Source organism: Lentilactobacillus kisonensis DSM 19906 = JCM 15041, assembly GCF_001434135.1.
Taxonomy (GTDB): Bacteria; Bacillota; Bacilli; order Lactobacillales; family Lactobacillaceae; genus Lentilactobacillus; species Lentilactobacillus kisonensis.
Genome location: NZ_AZEB01000020.1, coordinates 1 through 19505 on the forward strand (window position 1 = coordinate 1; position 19505 = coordinate 19505).

Genomic DNA, 19505 nt, shown 5'->3' on the forward strand with positions numbered 1-19505 from the left:
AGCTCGTTACTTTAGTGACGAGTAGTTCACGAAAACATGTAAGAAATTAGTCTGCTCGTCATCATTGATGATTAATTGAAAGGATCGAGGAGATTATTTTGAAGAATCAGAAAACCCAAGCAGCTTTTACCCAAACACTAAAACATCTTCGAAGAGTAGCGTAATAGTTAAATTTAGTTATTTAAATAGCGCACCTGGTTCCCTCAACATGGGAATTCGGTGCGCTATTTTATATTGCCAAGAAAAGGCTTCAATAGTCCCAGTACAGTAACTGATGAAGACTTTCAGTAGGCCGAGCTACTCGGATTCCAACAGCCAATCGATAATATTAATAATTGGAATGCCATCTATTTCTTTAAATTCATAATGTTGTTGTGTAATGACAAGCTTGCGATAATTATCCTTGATCTCTAAAAGATTATCGGTTTCATGAGTATTTTTCGGCAGTTCATAAGTTACTTGGACGTAAAGGATCTCATCGATTTTTCTTGCAACAAAGTCAACTTCTTTGGTGTTGAGCTTACCGACGTTAACTTTATAGCCCCTACGGATTAATTCAAGATAGACAATGTTTTCAAGCTGACCACCATAGTTACCAGGACGGCGGCCAATTGCATTTCTTCTTAGGCCCGCATCCACTATGTAGTATTTACCACTAGTTCTGAGGTATTCGCGACCACGAATGTCATATTGGCGGGCACGATAAAAAAGAAATGCGTTTTCCAGAAGTGATAAATAGCGTTCAACCGTGTGATTAGTTGTCTTAATTCCCTCACTGGAAAGAGTTCTAGCAACCTTTGCCGGCTGAATGAGTTGACCAATATTATCGGCTAGAAAGGCGACTAAGGATTTAAGAATGTCAGTGTCCCTAACATTAGCCCGCATCGAAACATCGTTTAAAATGATGGTATCGTATATGCCAGATAAGATGGTATCTTTAATTGGCGTATCTGCTAAAACGACTGATGGGAACCCGCCATACTGCTCATATTCGGTAAACGATGAATCGACTTTTCTGGAATCTGGATCAATGTTTTTAGCCTGTAAAAATTCCTTAAAGGAAAATGGGTAAATTGGAATTTCTACGTAACGCCCGCTTAATAAGGTTGCTAACTCTCCAGAGAGCATGTGCGCGTTGGAGCCGGTTAGAACGATATCACTATCATAGCTCACCCGAACGCCATTAATCACGCGTTGCCAACCATCGACCATCTGAATCTCATCTAACAGTAGATACGTTCGAACGTTTTTATCAAGCCTATTTGCTAATAAACCCCGAAGCTGGTCTGCAGTTTGAATTTTAAGGAGAGAAAAATCTTCAAAGTTGAAATAGATAATGTTGTCTGCTGGAATTCCTTGCGATAACAAGTAATCCCGATAAAGCATTAGTAGCACCGATTTTCCTGCTCGGCGAACGCCTGTGATAATTTTGATGTTTTCGTTATCTTTAAGTTGGATTAATCGTTTTAAATAAGTTGGCCGCTGAATCATGACTGATCATCTCCAATGGAAGTATCCCTCCATTATAACTGAATTGATAGTGATATGGAAGTATAGTTCCATTTAATCACAAAATCCCAAAAAGTGGAAGGGTACTTCCATCTAACTGTTAAACTAAAAAATATGGAAGTATCCTTCCTAATTATTAATAAACGATTACTGATCTCTAGTCCTAATAAGTTATGAATCCTGTTGCTCAATATTGGTCATATCCAGTGGTTTCATCCACTTATCAAAATCAGTGCCACTTACATAGCCTAATTTGATTGCGGCGTCCTTTAACTTGGTACCATCTTGATGAGCTAACTGAGCGATCTCTGCCGCCTTATGATAACCAATGTGTGGCGACAGTGCCGTGACCGTCATCAGCGAATTATCCACGAGTTCCTGCATTCTGTCGGCGTTAACGGTCATGCCAGCCACTAGTTTGTCAGTGAAATGATGGAGAATGCCAGTGAGTAGCGTGGTTGATTCGAGAAAACTGAAGATAATTACCGGTTTGTACACGTTCATTTCGAAATTTCCTTGACTAGCAGCTACTTCGATTGTTGTATCGTTACCCATTACTCGGGTGGCCGCCATCGTGATGGCTTCTGCCTGAGTTGGGTTGACCTTGCCGGGCATGATTGAGGAACCAGGTTCGTTGGCGGGAATCGTTAATTCACCATAACCGGCCCTGGGACCGCTGGCTAAAAAGCGGATGTCGTTAGCAATTTTTAATAAGTCACCAGCCAGTGTTCTGATTGCACCGTGAGTGACCGTTAATCCGGAATGATTACTCAAGCCAAAAAATTTATTTTGAGTTCTAAACGGCAGTGAATAGTTATCGCTTAACATTGCAACCATCTTGGTATCAAATCCTGGTAAGGTGTTAAGGCCAGTGCCCACTGCAGTTCCGCCAATCGGTAATTCTAGTAAGGTATCACTGGTTTCCGTAATGTAGTGACGGTCGTGTTCTAGTGTGCTTACCCAACCACTGATTTCTTGACCAAAGGTAAGCGGGGTCGCGTCCTGTAAATGGGTGCGGCCAATTTTAACAACTTGCCAGTACTGTTGCTGTTTGTCTTTAAGAACCGCAATCAGGTGTTTGATTTCAGTTTCCAATTTAGTGACTGATTGATAGGCGGCAATGTTCATTGCTGAAGGAAATGTATCGTTAGAACTCTGGGAATGATTGACATCATCGTTCGGTAGGATTTCAATCCTTGAATCGAGTTGTTTGCAAAGGTTTGCGATCACTTCGTTCACGTTCATGTTGGTTTGCGTTCCTGATCCCGTTTGAAAGACGCGAAGAGGGAAATCAGCCATGAGATTTTGGTCAGTTAGTGATAATAATTGGCGGCAAACTTTTTCAATCAAGGTTGCTTTGTCAGCTGCTAAGCTACCCTGTGCTTGATTCACTTTAGCGGCAGCCAACTTAATGGTAATCAGTGATTTAATGATTTGAACGGGCATCACTGGCCCGGTTGGGAAATTATTGCGGCTACGTTCAGTTTGTGGTCCCCACAAAGCATTCTTTGGCACCTTTACTTTACCCAATGTATCTTCTTCAATTCGATAGTCAGTCATGTTGTTCGCTCCTTATTCATACTTTGGTTTCCATTTTACCGCATTGATGGCTGATTTGACCGATTGAATTGGCCGTTTATTTAATTTTTGGTCGATGGTACTTTGAGCAACGGCAATTTTGTTGGGTTGGAAACTGGGAAGATCACTGGGCGATCAGTGTGGGTAGCCATTCAAGCTGAATTAAGGAAAGCTGTTTTTGACAAGCAGTCTTAAATGAGGTATGTTATCAGCGAATTCTAACTATTTTATAATAGTGAAATTAGCCAAAAACGGATCGAGCTGGTGACATGATGAAGAAAATTTTAGCGTTTAATATCTTGGATTACGAAAAAGAATTCGTGGGTCAATGGGCGACTGACCACCCTGACGTTCAGGTTGATTTTAATCAGATTGAACTGCATGACGATACGGTTGACTTGGTAAAGGGCTATGACGGTATTGATTACCGCCAGCGCAGTAAGGTTAGTACAACACCGGATTTGTATCGAAAGCTTCACAACTATGGGATTAAGCAGCTGGCACTGCGGTCGGCGGGCGTTGATTCCTGTCAACTGCAATGGGCTAAACATTACGGGCTCACCGTTACAAACGTGCCGTCCTACTCACCAGAGGCGGTCGCTGAAATGACGTTGACCCACGCAATGAATTTGGTTCGCCACATTCCCCAATTTCAATCCAGAATGCAACGGAATGATTACATCGTCGAAGGTTTGAGATCCCGTGAATTATCGGAATTAACGATTGGCATTATTGGCGTTGGCCGAATTGGCAGTACGGTTGCCCGAATTTTTAACCAGTTTGGTGCCACGGTGCTCGGTAATGATTACAAAGAAAATCCAGCGTTAAAGGGGATTGTGACCTATACTTCCAAAGAAAAAATTTATCGAACAGCCGATATTGTGACGATGCACGTTTATATGAGCGAAGACAACTATCACATGGTTAGCAAGGAGCAGTTTACCATGATGAAACCATCTGCATTTCTGATTAACTGTTCTAGAGGGCCGGTGGTGGATACGGATGCATTGATTGCCGCCCTTGAAAACAAGCAGATCGCCGGTGCCGGCATTGATGTAATTGAAGATGAAACTCAGATTTTTAACCAAACCTTTGAAGGTCAGCGGGAAATTCCGTTGAAGGCTTACGAAAAATTAAAAGCCTTTGATAATGTCTTTTTGACACCTCACGTGGCGTTTTATACGGATATTGCCGTTGAAAATATGGTCAAGCAGTCATTGGATGACACGCTGAAATTAATTAGTGGTGGGCAGAGTGATCATGTGATTAAGGCGGTTTAGTAGTCTGAATGAGTTGAGTAGTATGACACTTAAAAATGGGAAGAGAGTCCTCGTGATGCGGGGGCTTTTTGTTTACGACAATTTGGGACTGACCTTAATGATATTTTTCATATCGAGTGTAAAAGTCATGTAAAAAGACACCTAATGAGTTAATTTACGGTTGCAAGAATAAAAACTAATGTTATAGTGTAGCAGTTATATATAACACTAGTATTAGTCCTAAAGCTAATTAATAGATTAGGTACTTTATGCTAATAAGAAGATATGGGGGAACATCAGCCAAAGGAGTGCGAGTTTTAAATGAAACGTTGGGTTAGAAACGTTGTATTACCAGTTGTCGGGTTACTAGCAATGGGCGTTAGTAGTCAGGCGGCTGCCGCCAAAGCACCGAATGCCATTGATAAGGCCTACAGTCAGGTGACTTCAGCGCCACTAATTAAGCCTGATCATGTGACTGCTAATACGGTAACGACGTTTGATATTGTGTTGCAGCCTAGAAATAAATCAGGATTTTTCAAACAAGCAATGGCGGTTAATACGCCGGGGAGTTCTCAATTTAAGCATTACCTGACGCCATCTGGTATTAGGGAGAGCTATGGGCAGTCTAAGCAGGTAACCAATCAGTGGCAAGCCTATTTAAAAAAGCGCCACTTAAAAGCGTTTGTTTATGATAATGGGTTGTTGCTGAGCGTTTCTGGCAAGGTTAAATATATTGATAAGTTATTTAAAGTCAACTTAAATCAGGCAACCTACCACACTGATCCACTGCAGTTTGGTAAAGCCAAGCCGCATATCCCTGATCGTTTGGCTAAAACTGTCTGGACGGTTTTAGGAATGGGTGACCATAACAAAAAGTTTGTTTTTCCAGACGCAAGCGTTCAAATGATGAAGAAAGCCAATCGCGTTCCAAAAGATGTGGATTCAACCAAGCAGTTTGCAAGTGATTACAACGTCAATCCGCTATATAAACAGGGATTAACGGGAAAGGGCCAAACGGTTGGTATCATCAGCTTTGGTGACCTAGTTAAATCAAATGCATTCAAATTCTGGCAAAACCAAGGTGCCAGCACTAGGCGAAACCGGCTAAAAGTTGAATCCGTCCCTGGAAATCTATTTAAAAAAGGCTTCATCAGTCGGGATGAATCGGAAACAACAATGGACGTTGAATATGCTGGGGCGGTGGCACCAAAAGCTAACATTAAGGTTTATTGGGAACATAATGTCGCCCCAACGTTTATGAATACCATCAACGCCTATTCAACAGCCTTCAATGAAAATCAAGTTGGATCAATCTCGAATAGTTGGGGACTGGCGCCGAGTTCAATATCTAACTTGTTAGTCCATCGAAAAGTACTGCCCACCAACTATCTACAGGTATTGAATCTCATTATTGCGCAAGGTGCCCTACAAGGAATCTCTTGTTTCACTGCTTCAGGAGATACGGGTGCGTTGATCAATTCAATCCATGGCGTTTCTGGTAACAAAGCGATCCTTAATCGAACCGTCAGCGATTCAGATCCAATTAGTGCCAATCCCTGGATAACGTCATGTGGCGGAACCATACCAGCGGAAACAAGCAAAAATCTCTGGTTAAATTCGATTAAATTAGGCAATGTATCAATCAAAAAGGAACGATCATGGGGATTCGATTGGGCGTGGCATTATCTTGAAAATCATTCAACTAATCGGGTGATGCTAAGAAGTGTTCATGGCTTTGCGGCTGGAGGCGGTGGCTTTAGTCATTTAAATCCGACACCAGCTTACCAATTAGGCGTTCCCGGGGTTAATACCTTTAATGCCCGCCAATATATTTCGTACCTGGCGCAGCCAATCTTTAATTCACCGCTAATTCACGGAAAAGATTCTGGCCGCAACTATCCAGATGTCTCAGCGAACACTGGTGGCTTAAAGGGATACCTAATTTATCAAAAGGAAAAGAAGCAGTCTCCCTGGGTTGAAGGGGGAGGCACCAGCATCGTGTCGCCACAATACGCGGGGATAACGGCACTGATTAATAGCCAATCAGGAAGACAACGGATGGGTTTTTGGAACGCTCAGATTTATCAATTAGCCCAGCAATCGGATTCACCGTTTCACCCGTTGAATGATACAACCAATAATTCGAATATGTACTATACGGGTCAGCCTGGGACCGTTTATAACCAGGCGAGTGGTCTCGGGACGACCGATTTTGCAAAATTATCAAAGGCTTACCAATAACTTTGAGACTTGGAATAGATATTTAAAGCCAAAATAAGCGGGTTATCCAGACAGTTGTGATTTTGACTGTTTGGATAACCCGCTTGTATTATGAAGAAGAGCTAACTATTTTTGGACTTGTAGATAGTTGGTTAATTAGACTATTTTTTGGCTGCTTCTGCTCGGTGGATAAAGTTTTTAAATAACGCGGCCATTTGCTCGTTGTTTTCAAACATAAATTCTGGATGCCACTGGACTGCCAGGATGAGATCGTCGTTCTCGCTCTCCAACCCTTCAATGACGCCATCCTTGGCGAGGGCAGTTAATTTAAGGCCGGGTGCCAGGGCTTTGACGGCCTCATGGTGATGGCTGTTAACCAGCGTCTGGTCGCCCCCGCCAATGATTGATTCCAGTTGGGTTTCTGGTGTGATTGAAATGGTGTGTGTCCCCTGATTCATCGGGGCCTTTTGGAAGTGTTGGAACGTTTGGCGGTCACGTTGACTTTCCAAGTCTTGGTAAACACTGCCGCCAAGGGCTACGTTGATAATCTGCATGCCACGGCACAGACCCAAGAGTGGCACTTTGTTTGCGGCTGCTAGTTTAACTAATTGAATTTCACTCTCATCTAGCAATGCGTCGGTGTCGCCAAGCTTGGATAATGGTTCCTCACCATAGAAACGGGGCGCAACATCTGGTCCTCCCGGTAGCATGATACCAGCACATAAATTAAGATAAGTGCTCATTAATTCGGGCTGGCGAGTGGGAATCGGCACGGCAACGCCACCGGCAGCAGTAACTGCGCTAATGTCAGCTTGATTAACGCTATTGCGTTGCAGGCCGTTAACGATGCGGATTTCGGCTGGGATGCCGATGATTGGTTTATGAGTCATAGTAGGACCTCCTTAGGGTTATATGAGTATCTGCTTGAATGGTACAACATATCTGCAACTAATGGGTAAATATGGAATGCAAACGGCAGCCAGATAGATCACCGGCTGCCGTCTTGTTTAATTATAGTAGGACAATTTCTAACCGCTTTGCTTTACTCACTCTTGTTAATCATTAACTAAGTTTACTCAGCTCTTCATCATAACCATCCAAGAAGTTGGCATATCGAGCCAGCATAAACAGATAGTCTGACAGCCGATTTAAGTAACTGAGACTATCAGCCGAAATTTCCTGTTCCTTATCGTTGAGTTCAATGACTTGGCGTTCAGCCTTTCGGGCAAGTGAACGGGCGTATTGAAGAGCAGCACCACTTTGGTTACCACCTGGTAAAATGAACGCCTTGATTCGTGGGAATTTAGTCGAAATGTCATCAATTTCATCTTCTAGCTGTTTGGTGGTGTCAGCGGTGATATTATGATGCCGCTTAACGGTGATGTCAGCTTGTAGCTCATAAAGATTACGTTGCAGCCGCTTTAGTTTGGGTGCTAGTTCTTGGGCTTTAGGTGACAGAATCGAAATGACGTAGCCGATCCATGATTCAAGCTCGTCAAGTGATCCCAACGCGCTAATTTGTAGGTCATACTTTGGAACCATTTTACCGGTGACTTGCTTGGTCTTACCATGGTCGCCGACCTTTGTATAAATTTTAACCATTGTGCATCTCCTCCGTTTCCAAATCCATTTTACAAAGAAAAACGGCCAAAAACAAAGTTATTTTTGGTCGTTTTTGGATAGTTAGAATGTATAGATATTATTCGCTGTGGTGGTGAACCATAGAACATACTATGCGGACGTTCTATGCAACATAGTAGAAACGTGCTACACCAGGCAGAAGCTTGCGCATAAGCACCTTTAGCAAAAATCCCAGAACCGGGGATTTCCGCTAAAGGAGACTTATGCTCCAGCTTCTAACCGCCTGGTTCCGCACTCTGACCGCTTTGCTCCGCTCACTACCTTATTGGGCAAGCACCGCCTGCACAATCAGTTTGATCTACCAACTCAACGTCCTTCTGATCATGATTATCATTTTGTTGGGCGAAGACCTTGGCGACGTCTCCTGAAATTTGGAGAACCCGTTTTTCGTATTCTTTTTGATCAATTGGTTCCTTAGGTGCTTGTTTGAAGCCGGCACCTGAGTAGGGCAGCAATGAAGTTGACTTTGTCGTATGCCGATATTGCTTCATCAATGGGGCGATTTGGTCGCCTTCTTCTGGTTGGAAGGTAACGGTACAACTAACCGCGTTATCTGACCAGTAAGTCTGCAAGAATGCTTGGGTTGCAAATTGTTCTGCAATCGAAACATTTCCGGCTGAAGCAAAGTCTTTACTGTCGGCGTGGGCAGCTCTAACTGGGAATTCAACGACCATGGTGTTCTTGGTATAAACATCTGGCTCAACCTTGTAACCAACGGCTTTAAGGGCTGGCAACAATGGGTCTGTGTCTTGGAAACGAATTCGTTGAATTAAGTAACCAGCATAGTGGAAATGCATCCCTTCGGAAACCCCTGCTAATTTGGCAACGGTTCCTGAAGGTTTAACTGTCGTGTGCTTGATTGAAGGATTGCAGCCAAGCGTGTCTGAATAGTCTTTATCAGCCTTAACAACGGCTTTGTACAAACCATCAAATTCTTTAACGGCATTCTGATCATAAATTGGCTTCTTGATTGCTTCACCAGTTTCAGGATCAGTTGCATCTTCATAGCCAGTCACAACCCGGTTACCGAAACGTGATAGGATCCAATCTTGAATGCCTGACATGGAGATTCCGATTCGGCGGTTCTTTTCAATGGCGTTACGTGAAACTTCCCAATCATAGTTACTGAAGGTTACTCGTTTTGAATAACGGGTTCCCAGGGTAAAGGCTTCGTTAAGATCCCAGCCCTCTTGTTCAGCAACCGTTGGAAAGACTTCAAACAGGTTGCAGGGTTCACCGTTTGCTAATGAAATTTCACCACATGGGTTAGTTCCTTCAACACTGCCATCAATGTTTTCTTGCCGACCGTCAATCTTACGGCCATAGTTTCTTGAAAGTTCCAAGTTAACAATTCCGGGTTCACCATTGTGACGAATTGAATCCGCAACCGGACCGTAGTTTGTAAATGATGAGTCAACGGCAACACTATTGTTAGATGCCCAACGATGGTGATAAAGCTTGTCTTTATCCTGCTTCATCGTAATGAAGGCTTCATCGTCGGCAGAACCCAATGCTAATTCGGCTGACCGACGAACGTTACCAGCAACCACTGTTTTACCAATTAAGTTACCAATATCAGTGCAGTCAACGGATGAAAGCTTCTGGCCAACGTGATCGTTCAAGAGGTTGTTAATGTCGAATAACATTTCGATTAATGGCATTGGACCAGAAGCGGTACCACCGAAGCCCTTGATCTTGGCACCCTTTGGTCGGATGTCGCTCATATCAAGTACAAGATCTAGCTGTTGGGTTGGATTGGTCTGGTTAAAGTGCTGGTCAATCAAATGCGCGTTTGAAACGACCCAACCTTCACGAGTATCTGGCAGTCGGTAGTAACGAACGTCCTTAATTGAGTGGTTCTTTAACCAGTCTTCACGATCAGTTGCGCCCATTTTGAGAGAGTCGTCATAAGAGGCACTGTTCTTATCGATTAAAACGGTTAAATTAATATTGAAGTCAACTTGGGGAATCTGTTCAACGTTATCTCTGGTGACAGAAAAACCGACCCCGCCGCCCTTCATCAATTGATCAAACATAAATGAGTAAGGCATTGAAACAGCCTTTTGACGACCATTCAAGTATTCAGGAATAATGTGGCTATCACCATATGGTTGTGGCCGAACGGCGATAAACCAACAGTTGTTCAGGGCATCACCGTTACGATCTTGATAGCTTGAACCAGAAATCCAAAGGTTCCGGCCGGATGGGGTGGCGCCAAGGCCATAAATTAACTTGTAGAGCTTTTGCGCTTCGTCAGTTAAATCGTCAACCACTTTAGGGTCAACGTTATCCTCATGCAAACGCGGATCTAAGTTGATGTTACCCTCAACGACTCGCTTAACGGTTTCATCCCAGTTTTCGGTTCGTTGCTTTTCTGGAATCCACCGAGCATACGTCCGTTTATATGTAACCCAACCTAATTCACCCCAGTGAGGTGTTACTTCATCTTTAATTTTGTTTATAAATTCGTCAGAGAGTGAGACTGACGAAAGTTTCATAGCTTGCATATTCCGTTCCTCCAGTACCTATTATAAATCGTTTCGTTTGAATTAACACTATATATAGTATCTCCTACACTTCCAATAAGCAATATATGGTATTTGAAGAAAAACTGGTTGTAGTCAGCATAATGGCGAGCCAACACGGTTTTGAGCAAGTAAAATTTTTTTGCTTTTTTGATTTGGACGGCAAAAATCTCACTTTACGTTACCTCAATGAGCACTAAAAAACGCCATCACCACAATATCTGGGGATGACGTCTTGATTGGAAGCTAACGTTTTGTTTTACTAATGAGCGGCCATTTTGCCCTTAATTTCGTGGGCTCTTGAGCGCATGTACACCGCTGCGACGATGTTAGCTAGCATCGCTGCCAGTAAGATGAATTGAACCCCTAAGCTCACCCGAAACTGTTCAGGAAGAACTTGGGGAGCAAACTCATTGAGCGTCAAAAAGATGAATAGAATGGTACTACTCATGGTTGGCCCAAAGAATTGATACAAGTGATTCCTCGATAGCTCTGCTAGTTGTTCCTTATCTTTATAATCATTCACGATACCAGATCCTTTCACCAACAAATTGTCTAGCGAAAGATGATAGAGTTGACTCAGATTAATTAGGCTTTCAATGTCAGGGAAGGTTTTGCCACGTTCCCAATTAGAGATTGTTTTGGGGGATACGTAAATTTTCTCGGCCAATTGTTCCTGGGTTAAATTGAAGGCTAATCGCTTCTGTTTCAACAAATCATTTAATGTCATCTTTCTGCCTCTCACTTTATGATTTTAGGGATCTGGTCACCACCCAATATACGTTAAGTTGGTTAAATCGTCACTAGAAAGCTGTTTCTAGTATGACAAGGTTTGCGCTAGTTTGTCATATAAGTTTTGCCAAAAACTGCCATCAGGAAACTCACCGTTAATGCCAGAATAGCAAATATTGAACCAATGGCATCACCCATAGCATAAGCGGAAATATTTGGCATTTGGAGTATCGTTAACATGATTAGTACCGCCAGAAATATCATTCCGATAGTAAAGAATGCAACCTTACACCGCTTATTGCTGAAGAAATTGTGAAAATCAAAGTAGCTGACTAACACAACTAAATTAATTAAAAGAAGCAACCCTGCGTATTTTAATTCGGGGTGTAAAAGTTTGGTTCGTGCTAAAAGGGTAACTAATAGTAGTAACACGTTTAAATAATAACTGCCTCTACCTAATAAAATATCGTGGCGAGTAGCTGCATTTTGTTTATCATAGTGTTTGATCATTGTTGAATCCTCCCGTAATAGTTTATCGAGAGATATCTGGTAAATGTCGCTAAGTTTGACTAAGGTTCCAATGTCCGGATAACTGCGACCGGTTTCCCAACTGGAGATTGTTTTTCGCGAAACGTGGAGCTTTTCAGCAATCTCTTTTTGAGTGAACCCATTGTCTTGTCTAGCTGCTTTAATTTTACTGCCAAAATCCATTTACCATCACCTCACTTTCAATATAGGGCCGACCAAGCGATGGCACAAGCTAAGAACTGTAGCCATCGCGAACTCAACCGGAAAGTTTGCGTTTTGTCAAAAGTTAAATTGCTAAGTGTTTATGCAACCATTAAGTGCTACTCATCTATCATATAATATGATTATACTGAAATCATCACAAAGGAGGCATCATCTTGAAAATCGCGGAACAGCTTCAAATGCAACGTCAAATTCATGGGTTATCCCAAACCGATCTGGCCGAAAAATTACATATTTCCCGCCAATCAATTTCTAAATGGGAGAATGGGACAACCTTACCGAGCTTTTCAAATGTGGTGGCAATTAGTGACTTGTTTGGAATTTCGCTTGATGACTTGATTAAAGGAGATGTCCAGTTAATGGAAAGATTAGAGAAGGACAACAGCGTAAACAAGGTTTCAAGGATATTATTGTTTGGTATCGCGATTGCTATTGTGGGATATACGTGTTATCAACTAGTTGGTATCAGTGCGAACACACTGGAAAGTTGGTTGGTTATACCGGTTCTTGTTAGTTTCTTCTTCATGCTCAGATCAGTTAAATGGCGTGAGTTTAACCAAGCATTAACCAAGCCAACGATTATTTGGGGTGCGATTTGGCTGGGGTTGATCTTGATTCCTGAAATTATTGGTTTCGTGAGTGGATATGTGCAAGGAATGAACGAATAATACTGGTTTCCTAGAGGCTACCCTATAGACAAAAATGCTTGTTAATTTGGATAAAAGCTGAAAATTAGTAATCGTCAGAACACTGATAATAAAAGGACTGAAATCCTGTTGTACAAGATTTCAGTCCTTATTTTTGTAAAGATATTCGCCTATTTGTCATTATCAAGTAAATCATGCTGTTTTCCTGTTCCATCTTCTAATTGATTGATCGACTTACGCAAGCTCTCTTGATTTTCTGTCGAATAAAATGGATCTGATTGTAATTTGAAAGGTATTTTTCCTTCGTTAACAATGGCCTTTGAAAACAAAGTGATCGCATCTGAGTAAGTTAATCCCATACTGCTCAACAGTTTTTCGGTTTCTGCTTTTAGGTGGGAATTTATTCTGACTTTGATGATATCTTTTTTCTTGGCCCCTATCTTTATCACCTCTATGGCTGATTTTAACAAAAGTTGCTATCTAAGAAATAAAAGTACGTTAACAAAAACGTTTCATAACCGATTGAATGACGCGGCTGATACCTCAACAGCCTTAATCCATCAACCGAATTGACCTCTGAATATTACTGGCTGCCCGGGTAATTTCATTGGTAGGCACCGAGTAGCCATTTTGGTTCAGCCACTTCGCAAGCCATTGGGTACTTTCATCAAGACTGGTCCCTCTATGGAAGAGAAAATGTTGCAGAATAGTGGCGCTTTCGTCCTGGGTCAGGCCAATTGTCAACTGGAAAGGTAATTCAAAGTTCGGGTCAGTTGATTTCAGCCGATCAACGATATCGACCATAACACTGTTAATTTGAAATAAAACTGCTTGCAATGCGACCTGACTTTTTGGATCAGGCAACTGAATCTCTTGCCAGTGGTTAGGCATCAATTCGACCTCCTCATAGTTGACCATGAACCATTTTCGGTAAGCATGGGTCATTCGTAAAACAAAGTCAGCTGGCATTTCGTAAATGTTGTTGTTAAGCCAGTTGTTAAGCCAAATTTGATTAGCGGTCAGACTGTCGTTGTGGTGATTGCTAAAATAGCGCGTTAGTGCGCGGTGGTCTGTCCTTGTCAGATTAAGATTGTCGATGAAAAAACCTGGGCGGTTGAACTTGGAACTTTCACCTTGGATTTCATCAATCAGGCTGCTAAGACCAACAGTTATTTGATATAGGGCGGCTTGTAGTTTCTCTTCAGATTGGGGATTGGGTAACTTGACGTCAAGATAGCTGTAGGGCATTAAAGCTACTCCTCTCTATTCAGGATGGGATGTGATGGTAAAGGCATCCTTCACTAGAAACGTGATGACAGCCGCAATGGTTCCCGGCCAGTAGGTTTGGGGAACGATGCCCAAAAATAAGTAAAAGGAAATCAGGATTCCAATTGCAGTTAGGCCGGCCCCTATCTTAGTGATTTGGTGGTGGTTGGGATTGTAACTGGGATGCATTTGGTACCAGTACTTGAAGCAGAAGTAATGGATTGGCCAGATTAGAATGGCAGTTAAGAGCAGCGCATCAGTTATATTGGTCAGGGCTTGGAGGCCTTGAATGCCTTGAAAGGTCTGGTTGGCCCATTCCTGAACATTTAATAAGCCAAAAATGATGAGGATAGGAATGTTGCGGAGAAGGCTATATTTCCAAGCCATTTAGCGACCTCCTTGATGACCTTGAGCCGATTTGGTAGTTGTAAAGACATCTTTCAGGAAGAAGGTTGCAATTAAAACTAATATGGTTGGAAGGTAGGCAGCCAACTGACTTCCAAAAAATAACAATGCTGCCGCAATTAGGCCAAATCCGAGAATCGCATAGCCGAGTTTCGTAAGGTGGCGATTAGCAGGATCATATTCAGGGTGTCGCTGGAACCATCGCCTAAAGGCAAGGCTATAAATGACCCAGAGTAAGCCAATGGCGAATAAAAGAATCGTCATGGTGTGAGATGAGATGGAAATCAGTTCTTGAATAACAACTAAAACAAAAATTAAAAATTCGGGAATGTTATTGAGAAGGCTATATTTCCAAGCAACTATCATGCGTTTCGCTCCTTTTTCATTGGCGCTTTAAATCCTTCCACGAGAATCATCATAATCGTGAAAACCAGAAAGAAAAGCTCACCGTTTTGAAGTAGTGAAAACGAAACAAGGACCAGCAAAATGACCGCGCCAATGATTAGACAAAGGTTGGCGGCCAAAGTGAATGTTCGGTTCGTTCGATCGTATTCGGGATGTTGCTTGAAGAATTGTTGACCAAACGATTTGCTAATGATCACTTCGACACCAGTGGTAACGGCGATCAAAATGATCAGGTTGATCAGATCATTGGTCCCAAATAATTGGATAACTGGGTATAGAATCAAGATGACATATAATAAGTAGTTTGTAATTAGAGCATATTTCAAATCAAATTGCATAATAATGGCCTCTCTATAAAATAAATTCTCCCCAAGTTCCCCTCAAAAAAGCTGTTAACAGCGTATCATGAGAAACCAAATTGTTGCAAGTCGACAACCGTGGTACACTTTGGGTATTCAAATGAGACCACTAGGGGTGCTATATGCTGAGATGGCGCAATGCCAATCCCTTTGAACCTGATTTGGTTAATACCAACGTAGGGAAGTGACAAAATTGAGAATAGGAATTACCAAGTCCGGTAACGGTTTATTTGAAAATTTTTGTAAGAGGAGTTTCACCCAATGAAATTTTCAGAGCAGTTACTGGCGGCTGGGCAGCCAATTTTACAGGAAATCTATCAACATCCTTTTGTCGAAGGGATTGGCAACGGGGATTTACCAAAAGCGGCACTGACCTTTTACGTGGGCCAGGACTACAATTACCTGAATGCGTTTATCAAAGTATACGCAGCGGCAATTCAGAAGTCGCAGACCCGGGCTGATATGGCGATCTTTGCAACCCAAATTGATTTTATTTTAAATAGTGAGATTCACCCGCACCATAATTTTTGTAATGTTGCCGGCGTGAAGTACGAAACTTTGCAGCATGAACCCCAGGCGCCGGGAACGTATCTGTACAATGAGCATATGTATCGAGCCGCTAGAACTGGGGATCTGATCGACATCGTGGCAGCAATGACCCCGTGTCCGTGGACGTATTTAGAAATCGCAAACCGGTTTGTGAAGCAGGGTAAGAATACTGATGATAATGTTTTCAAACCTTGGATTGATTTTTACGCTGATATGGGCGATAGCGAGGACAGCATCCTCCAACAAATGTATGATTTAATTGATCGGGAAGCCGTTAAATACGATCAACACCGTTTAGACGTGGTTAAAGAGGAATTCTTGAAGAGCTGTGAAATGGAATGGAAATTCTGGGATCAAGCTTACAAGCAAACGGGGTGGCGGTTTGTGAAACCGATGAAGCAGTATTATTAGATTAAGAGTGCGGAACCAAGCGGTTAGAGACTGGAGCCTAAGTTTTCTCCGCCAGAAATCCTGGGCTTGGATTTTTGGCGGAGAAGGCTTAGGTGCAAGTCTCTGCTTGGTGGAGCACGTTTCCACAATGTTGTTTAGAACCAGAAATCCCTGGCTTTTGAGAGAGTTACCTGAGGTGCTTACGCGCAGATACCTGCTTTGCGGAGCTATCCTAATCTATATAAGGGAGAATCTTCACGAAGTAATCCACTGCATTAACACAGATTGTATCCCTAGAATATGTTTCAGCTAAAACCAACAAAACCAACTATGAGTCCCAGGAGAAATCCTGAGACTTTTTTAATGAGGTAATGATTTAGAATCAAGTAAGCAGGATAATTATTTTAACATCTGCATTCCCACCCCGTTCCAGCAAGTAATAACCGTTCCATCATGGTACTATTAAGAAAAACAAGGAGGCGGTCGCATTGCTGGAAATTCAACATCTCCATAAACAGTTTGGCTCGGTAACGGCGCTTGACGATGTTAGTTTTAATGTTGAGGATGGTCAAATTACGGGTTTGATTGGTCAAAATGGATCGGGGAAATCAACAACGTTCCATAGTATTTTGAACTTCTTGAAGTATGACGGCACCATTCGCTGGCAGAATAAGCCGGTAACCGAATCGGTGTTTGATCGGATTGGTTATTTACCTGAGGAGCGCAGCTTGATGCCTAAGTTAACCGTTGAGCAGCAGATTGTTTATTTGGCACGATTAAAAAACAAACCAGCTAGAGAAATTCGGCCGCAAATCGATAACTGGCTAGAAAAGTTTGCGGTTAAGGGTAAGAAAACTGATCAGATTAAAAGCTTGTCAAAGGGAAACCAACAGAAGGTGCAGCTGATTGTAACCCTTATTCATCAGCCGGAATTAATTATTTTAGATGAGCCCTTTAGTGGCCTCGATCCAGTTAATGCCGATTTGCTTAAGAATGCGATCCTTGAGGCGAGAGATCAAGGTGCAGCAATTATCTTTTCCAGTCATAACATGGCAAACGTTGAGAGTGTTTGTGACCGGCTGGTGATGTTGCGGACTGGTGAGTTGGTGTTGAATGGTAGCATTGAGGAAGTTCGTAATCAATTTGGGAAGTCCGAAGTCTATGTCACGACCCCATGGCCCGAAACCCGGTTAGCGAAGTTGCCCCACGTTGTTCAAGTTACTCATATACGTGATCGGCGGTTTGTCTTACATTTAGATGATCCCACGGCTGGACCAGAAGTGTTTGAGCAGTTAACAAACGGCAAGTACATTGAAGAATTCAGTCAACAGCCGCCAACCCTAGATGAAATTTTTAGAATGAAAGCGGGGATTGACCATGAATAAGACTTGGATTGTAGCCGCGGAAACTTACCTGCGGCAGGTTAAATCGTGGAGCTTTGTGATTCTGGTTCTATCGCCGTTTTTCCTACTGGGAATTTCATTAGGGGTTGGCTACATGAGCGCTTCAACTGGCAGCAATCAGCAACGGATTGCGGTTATTTCGGATCGACCGGCGCTTCGCAAGCAGTTCATCAAACAAAATAAGGATGATATTGATGCGAAGGTCCAAACTGTGTCGGCAGCTAAGAAAAAGAGTGCTAAGAATAAGTTGGCAGGATACTTAGTTCTCTCGACCAACCAGCAGCGAGTCTCAGCAGTTTATCACTCGGATGATTCGATTGACAGCTCATTAAAGATCCAGATTACGAGCTTCTTAGGAAAAAGCCAGCAGATGCTGAACGTGCAGAATGCTAAGCTGAGTTCTAAGCAGTTGACCTCTTTGTCGCAACAACCCGTCTTCCAGCAAAAAATCAAAAAGCAATCAGGCGGCTCGAATATCGCTAAGATTGCTTCGTTCTGGATTATTGTCGTCATGATTTACATGATTATGGTCACCTATTCATCCGTAACCGCCCAAGAGATTGCTTCTGAAAAGGGCACCAAGATTATGGAGATTATTTTCTCGAGCACAACAGCTACCTGCTATTTCTTCGGTAAAATCATTGGCGTCATGATGGTGATTCTCACCCAAATTGTCGTCTACCTAGTTGGTGGGTTTGCGTTTCTTGAAGCCGCCATGCAACTAGATAAAATCAAGGATCTCATTAATCAGAACGCGTCGTTACTAAAGTCGATTGTGGGTAACTTGCTGAACGTTAACCTGTTGTTTATGTTTTTGGGAGTGGTGATTTACACGATTGTGTCAGCGTTTAGTGGCGCGTTAGTTGCCAAGGCAGAAGATGCACCGAAAGCAGCTCAGCCAGCAATTTATTTGAGCATGATCGCATTTTTCCTAACGATTCCATTTGAAAGTAACTCAGAAGCGTTAGTTGCCAAAATCCTGTCATACGTGCCATTCTTTTCATCTTACTTTATGCCGTTAAGAATTATCAATGGCAATGCGAGTGCCCTAGAAATCAGCATTTCATTACTGGTCCTGATCGTAAGTATTGGCTTGTTAATGACGTACATTAGCCGAATTTATGAGGGACTGATTTTGCAAACGGATGATACCAGTTTCTTTAGGCGGTTGAGAAGGGGGTTAAGCTATAAGTGAACGGAGCAAAGCGGCAAGAGTGCGGAACCAAGCGGTTAGAGACTGGAGCCTAAGTTTTCTCCGCCAGAAATCCTGGGCTTGGATTTTTGGCGGAGAGAGCTTAGGTGCAAGTCTCTGCTTGGTGGAGCACGTTTCCGCAATGTTGCCAATATTCTGGGATTTTTGCAGGAGTGACTTAGGTGCAGTTTCCTGCTTTGCGGAGCGTTTCTGCTCTATGTAGCAGTAAAGTGGGGCGCTGCACCAAATTGGTTAGGCGTTTTCCTATTCCATGTCACCAAGAAGACCAATTAATACAAACGTATAAATTCCAAAGGGCCTCGAGATTATCAATTCATTTCGAGGCTCTTTTTTGACGATGATGAAGTTACTATTGCTTTTTTCTCATAATCCTTTAACATGATAAGAAAAGAATGCTGTTGGAATGGTTAGAGACTAATAAACTGGTTGATACTTAATTCGTATAATCACCTGTTATTCTAATAATTTCTAGTTTAGGACAGCTGCGCAAAGCAAGGATCTGCGCGTAAGCACCTCTGCCGAAAATCCTAGAACCAGGGATTTTTGGTAGAGGAGACTTACACCCCGATCCTTAACCGCTTTGCTCCGCTCACTTATTGTTAGGACAGCTCCGCAAAGCAGAAACTTCCATATAAGCACCTCGACCAAAAATTC

Annotated in this window: 18 protein-coding genes and 1 riboswitch; of the genes, 6 read left to right on the forward strand and 12 right to left on the reverse strand. The window is 42.5% G+C overall.

Features of this window, described 5'->3' with window-relative positions:
• Positions 1–297 precede the first annotated feature (297 nt).
• A complete protein-coding gene (locus FC98_RS09800) occupies positions 298–1491 on the reverse strand; it encodes an ATP-binding protein (RefSeq protein WP_008857256.1) in 1194 nt (397 codons plus the stop codon).
• 189 nt (positions 1492–1680) lie between these two features.
• Positions 1681–3069, reverse strand: coding sequence for a class II fumarate hydratase (locus FC98_RS09805; protein WP_056949504.1), 1389 nt, complete (start codon positions 3067–3069; stop codon positions 1681–1683).
• A gap of 290 nt (positions 3070–3359) precedes the next feature.
• Between FC98_RS09805 and FC98_RS09810 the strand changes: the two genes are divergently transcribed.
• Together FC98_RS09810 and FC98_RS09815 are read left to right on the forward strand one after the other, a co-directional pair.
• Entirely contained in the window at positions 3360–4367 is a 1008-nt protein-coding gene (locus FC98_RS09810; RefSeq protein ID WP_040471696.1) for a D-2-hydroxyacid dehydrogenase, read from the forward strand.
• 300 nt (positions 4368–4667) lie between these two features.
• A complete protein-coding gene (locus FC98_RS09815) occupies positions 4668–6587 on the forward strand; it encodes a S53 family peptidase (protein WP_056949505.1) in 1920 nt (639 codons plus the stop codon).
• Between the two features lie 140 nt (positions 6588–6727).
• Here FC98_RS09815 and FC98_RS09820 read toward each other — a convergent pair whose 3' ends face one another.
• The 5 genes from FC98_RS09820 to FC98_RS09840 all read right to left on the reverse strand — a co-directional run bounded on the left by FC98_RS09820 (position 6728) and on the right by FC98_RS09840 (position 12175).
• A complete protein-coding gene (locus FC98_RS09820) occupies positions 6728–7456 on the reverse strand; it encodes a gamma-glutamyl-gamma-aminobutyrate hydrolase family protein (RefSeq protein WP_008857315.1) in 729 nt (242 codons plus the stop codon).
• A gap of 172 nt (positions 7457–7628) precedes the next feature.
• Positions 7629–8168 carry a cob(I)yrinic acid a,c-diamide adenosyltransferase gene (locus tag FC98_RS09825; protein WP_008857316.1) on the reverse strand — a complete coding sequence of 180 codons (540 nt, stop codon included), beginning with the start codon at positions 8166–8168 and terminating at the stop codon, positions 7629–7631.
• 296 nt (positions 8169–8464) lie between these two features.
• Positions 8465–10714 carry a ribonucleoside-triphosphate reductase, adenosylcobalamin-dependent gene (gene nrdJ / locus FC98_RS09830; protein ID WP_056949506.1) on the reverse strand — a complete coding sequence of 750 codons (2250 nt, stop codon included), beginning with the start codon at positions 10712–10714 and terminating at the stop codon, positions 8465–8467.
• Positions 10715–10994: 280 nt separating this feature from the next.
• The gene (locus FC98_RS09835; protein WP_008857320.1) at positions 10995–11462 is read right to left on the reverse strand and encodes a helix-turn-helix transcriptional regulator; all 468 of its coding nucleotides are present in this window, start codon (positions 11460–11462) and stop codon (positions 10995–10997) included.
• Positions 11463–11569: 107 nt separating this feature from the next.
• A complete protein-coding gene (locus tag FC98_RS09840; protein WP_054655371.1) occupies positions 11570–12175 on the reverse strand; it encodes a helix-turn-helix domain-containing protein in 606 nt (201 codons plus the stop codon).
• A gap of 194 nt (positions 12176–12369) precedes the next feature.
• Between FC98_RS09840 and FC98_RS09845 the strand changes: the two genes are divergently transcribed.
• Complete coding sequence (locus FC98_RS09845; protein ID WP_082602866.1) at positions 12370–12882, forward strand: helix-turn-helix domain-containing protein; 513 nt, start codon at positions 12370–12372, stop codon at positions 12880–12882.
• A 149-nt stretch (positions 12883–13031) separates the two neighbouring features.
• Here FC98_RS09845 and FC98_RS09850 read toward each other — a convergent pair whose 3' ends face one another.
• From FC98_RS09850 to FC98_RS09870, 5 genes are all read right to left on the reverse strand, one after another.
• Positions 13032–13331, reverse strand: coding sequence for a type II toxin-antitoxin system RelB/DinJ family antitoxin (locus FC98_RS09850; RefSeq protein WP_008857323.1), 300 nt, complete (start codon positions 13329–13331; stop codon positions 13032–13034).
• A gap of 82 nt (positions 13332–13413) precedes the next feature.
• The gene (locus FC98_RS09855) at positions 13414–14109 is read right to left on the reverse strand and encodes a hypothetical protein (protein ID WP_054655375.1); all 696 of its coding nucleotides are present in this window, start codon (positions 14107–14109) and stop codon (positions 13414–13416) included.
• Between the two features lie 15 nt (positions 14110–14124).
• A complete protein-coding gene (locus tag FC98_RS09860; protein WP_054655377.1) occupies positions 14125–14514 on the reverse strand; it encodes a hypothetical protein in 390 nt (129 codons plus the stop codon).
• Positions 14515–14898 (reverse strand): hypothetical protein, encoded by a 384-nt coding sequence (locus tag FC98_RS09865; RefSeq protein WP_008857327.1) that lies wholly within the window; start codon positions 14896–14898, stop codon positions 14515–14517.
• Positions 14895–15275: a hypothetical protein gene (locus tag FC98_RS09870; protein WP_008857328.1), complete on the reverse strand. Its 381-nt coding sequence runs from the start codon at positions 15273–15275 to the stop codon at positions 14895–14897. Before FC98_RS09870 ends, FC98_RS09865 begins: the two co-directional genes overlap by 4 nt.
• Before the next feature lie 122 nt (positions 15276–15397).
• Positions 15398–15496: riboswitch (TPP riboswitch) on the forward strand.
• 61 nt (positions 15497–15557) lie between these two features.
• Between FC98_RS09870 and tenA the strand changes: the two genes are divergently transcribed.
• From tenA to FC98_RS09885, 3 genes are all read left to right on the forward strand, one after another.
• On the forward strand, positions 15558–16256 hold the full coding sequence (tenA, locus tag FC98_RS09875; protein WP_008857329.1) for a thiaminase II: 699 nt from the start codon (positions 15558–15560) through the stop codon (positions 16254–16256).
• Between the two features lie 467 nt (positions 16257–16723).
• Positions 16724–17620: an ABC transporter ATP-binding protein gene (locus FC98_RS09880; RefSeq protein WP_008857330.1), complete on the forward strand. Its 897-nt coding sequence runs from the start codon at positions 16724–16726 to the stop codon at positions 17618–17620.
• Positions 17613–18833, forward strand: a complete 1221-nt coding sequence (locus FC98_RS09885; RefSeq protein ID WP_054655382.1) for an ABC transporter permease — start codon at positions 17613–17615, stop codon at positions 18831–18833. The genes FC98_RS09880 and FC98_RS09885 overlap by 8 nt, the downstream gene beginning before the upstream one ends.
• The last annotated feature ends 672 nt before the right edge of the window (positions 18834–19505 follow it).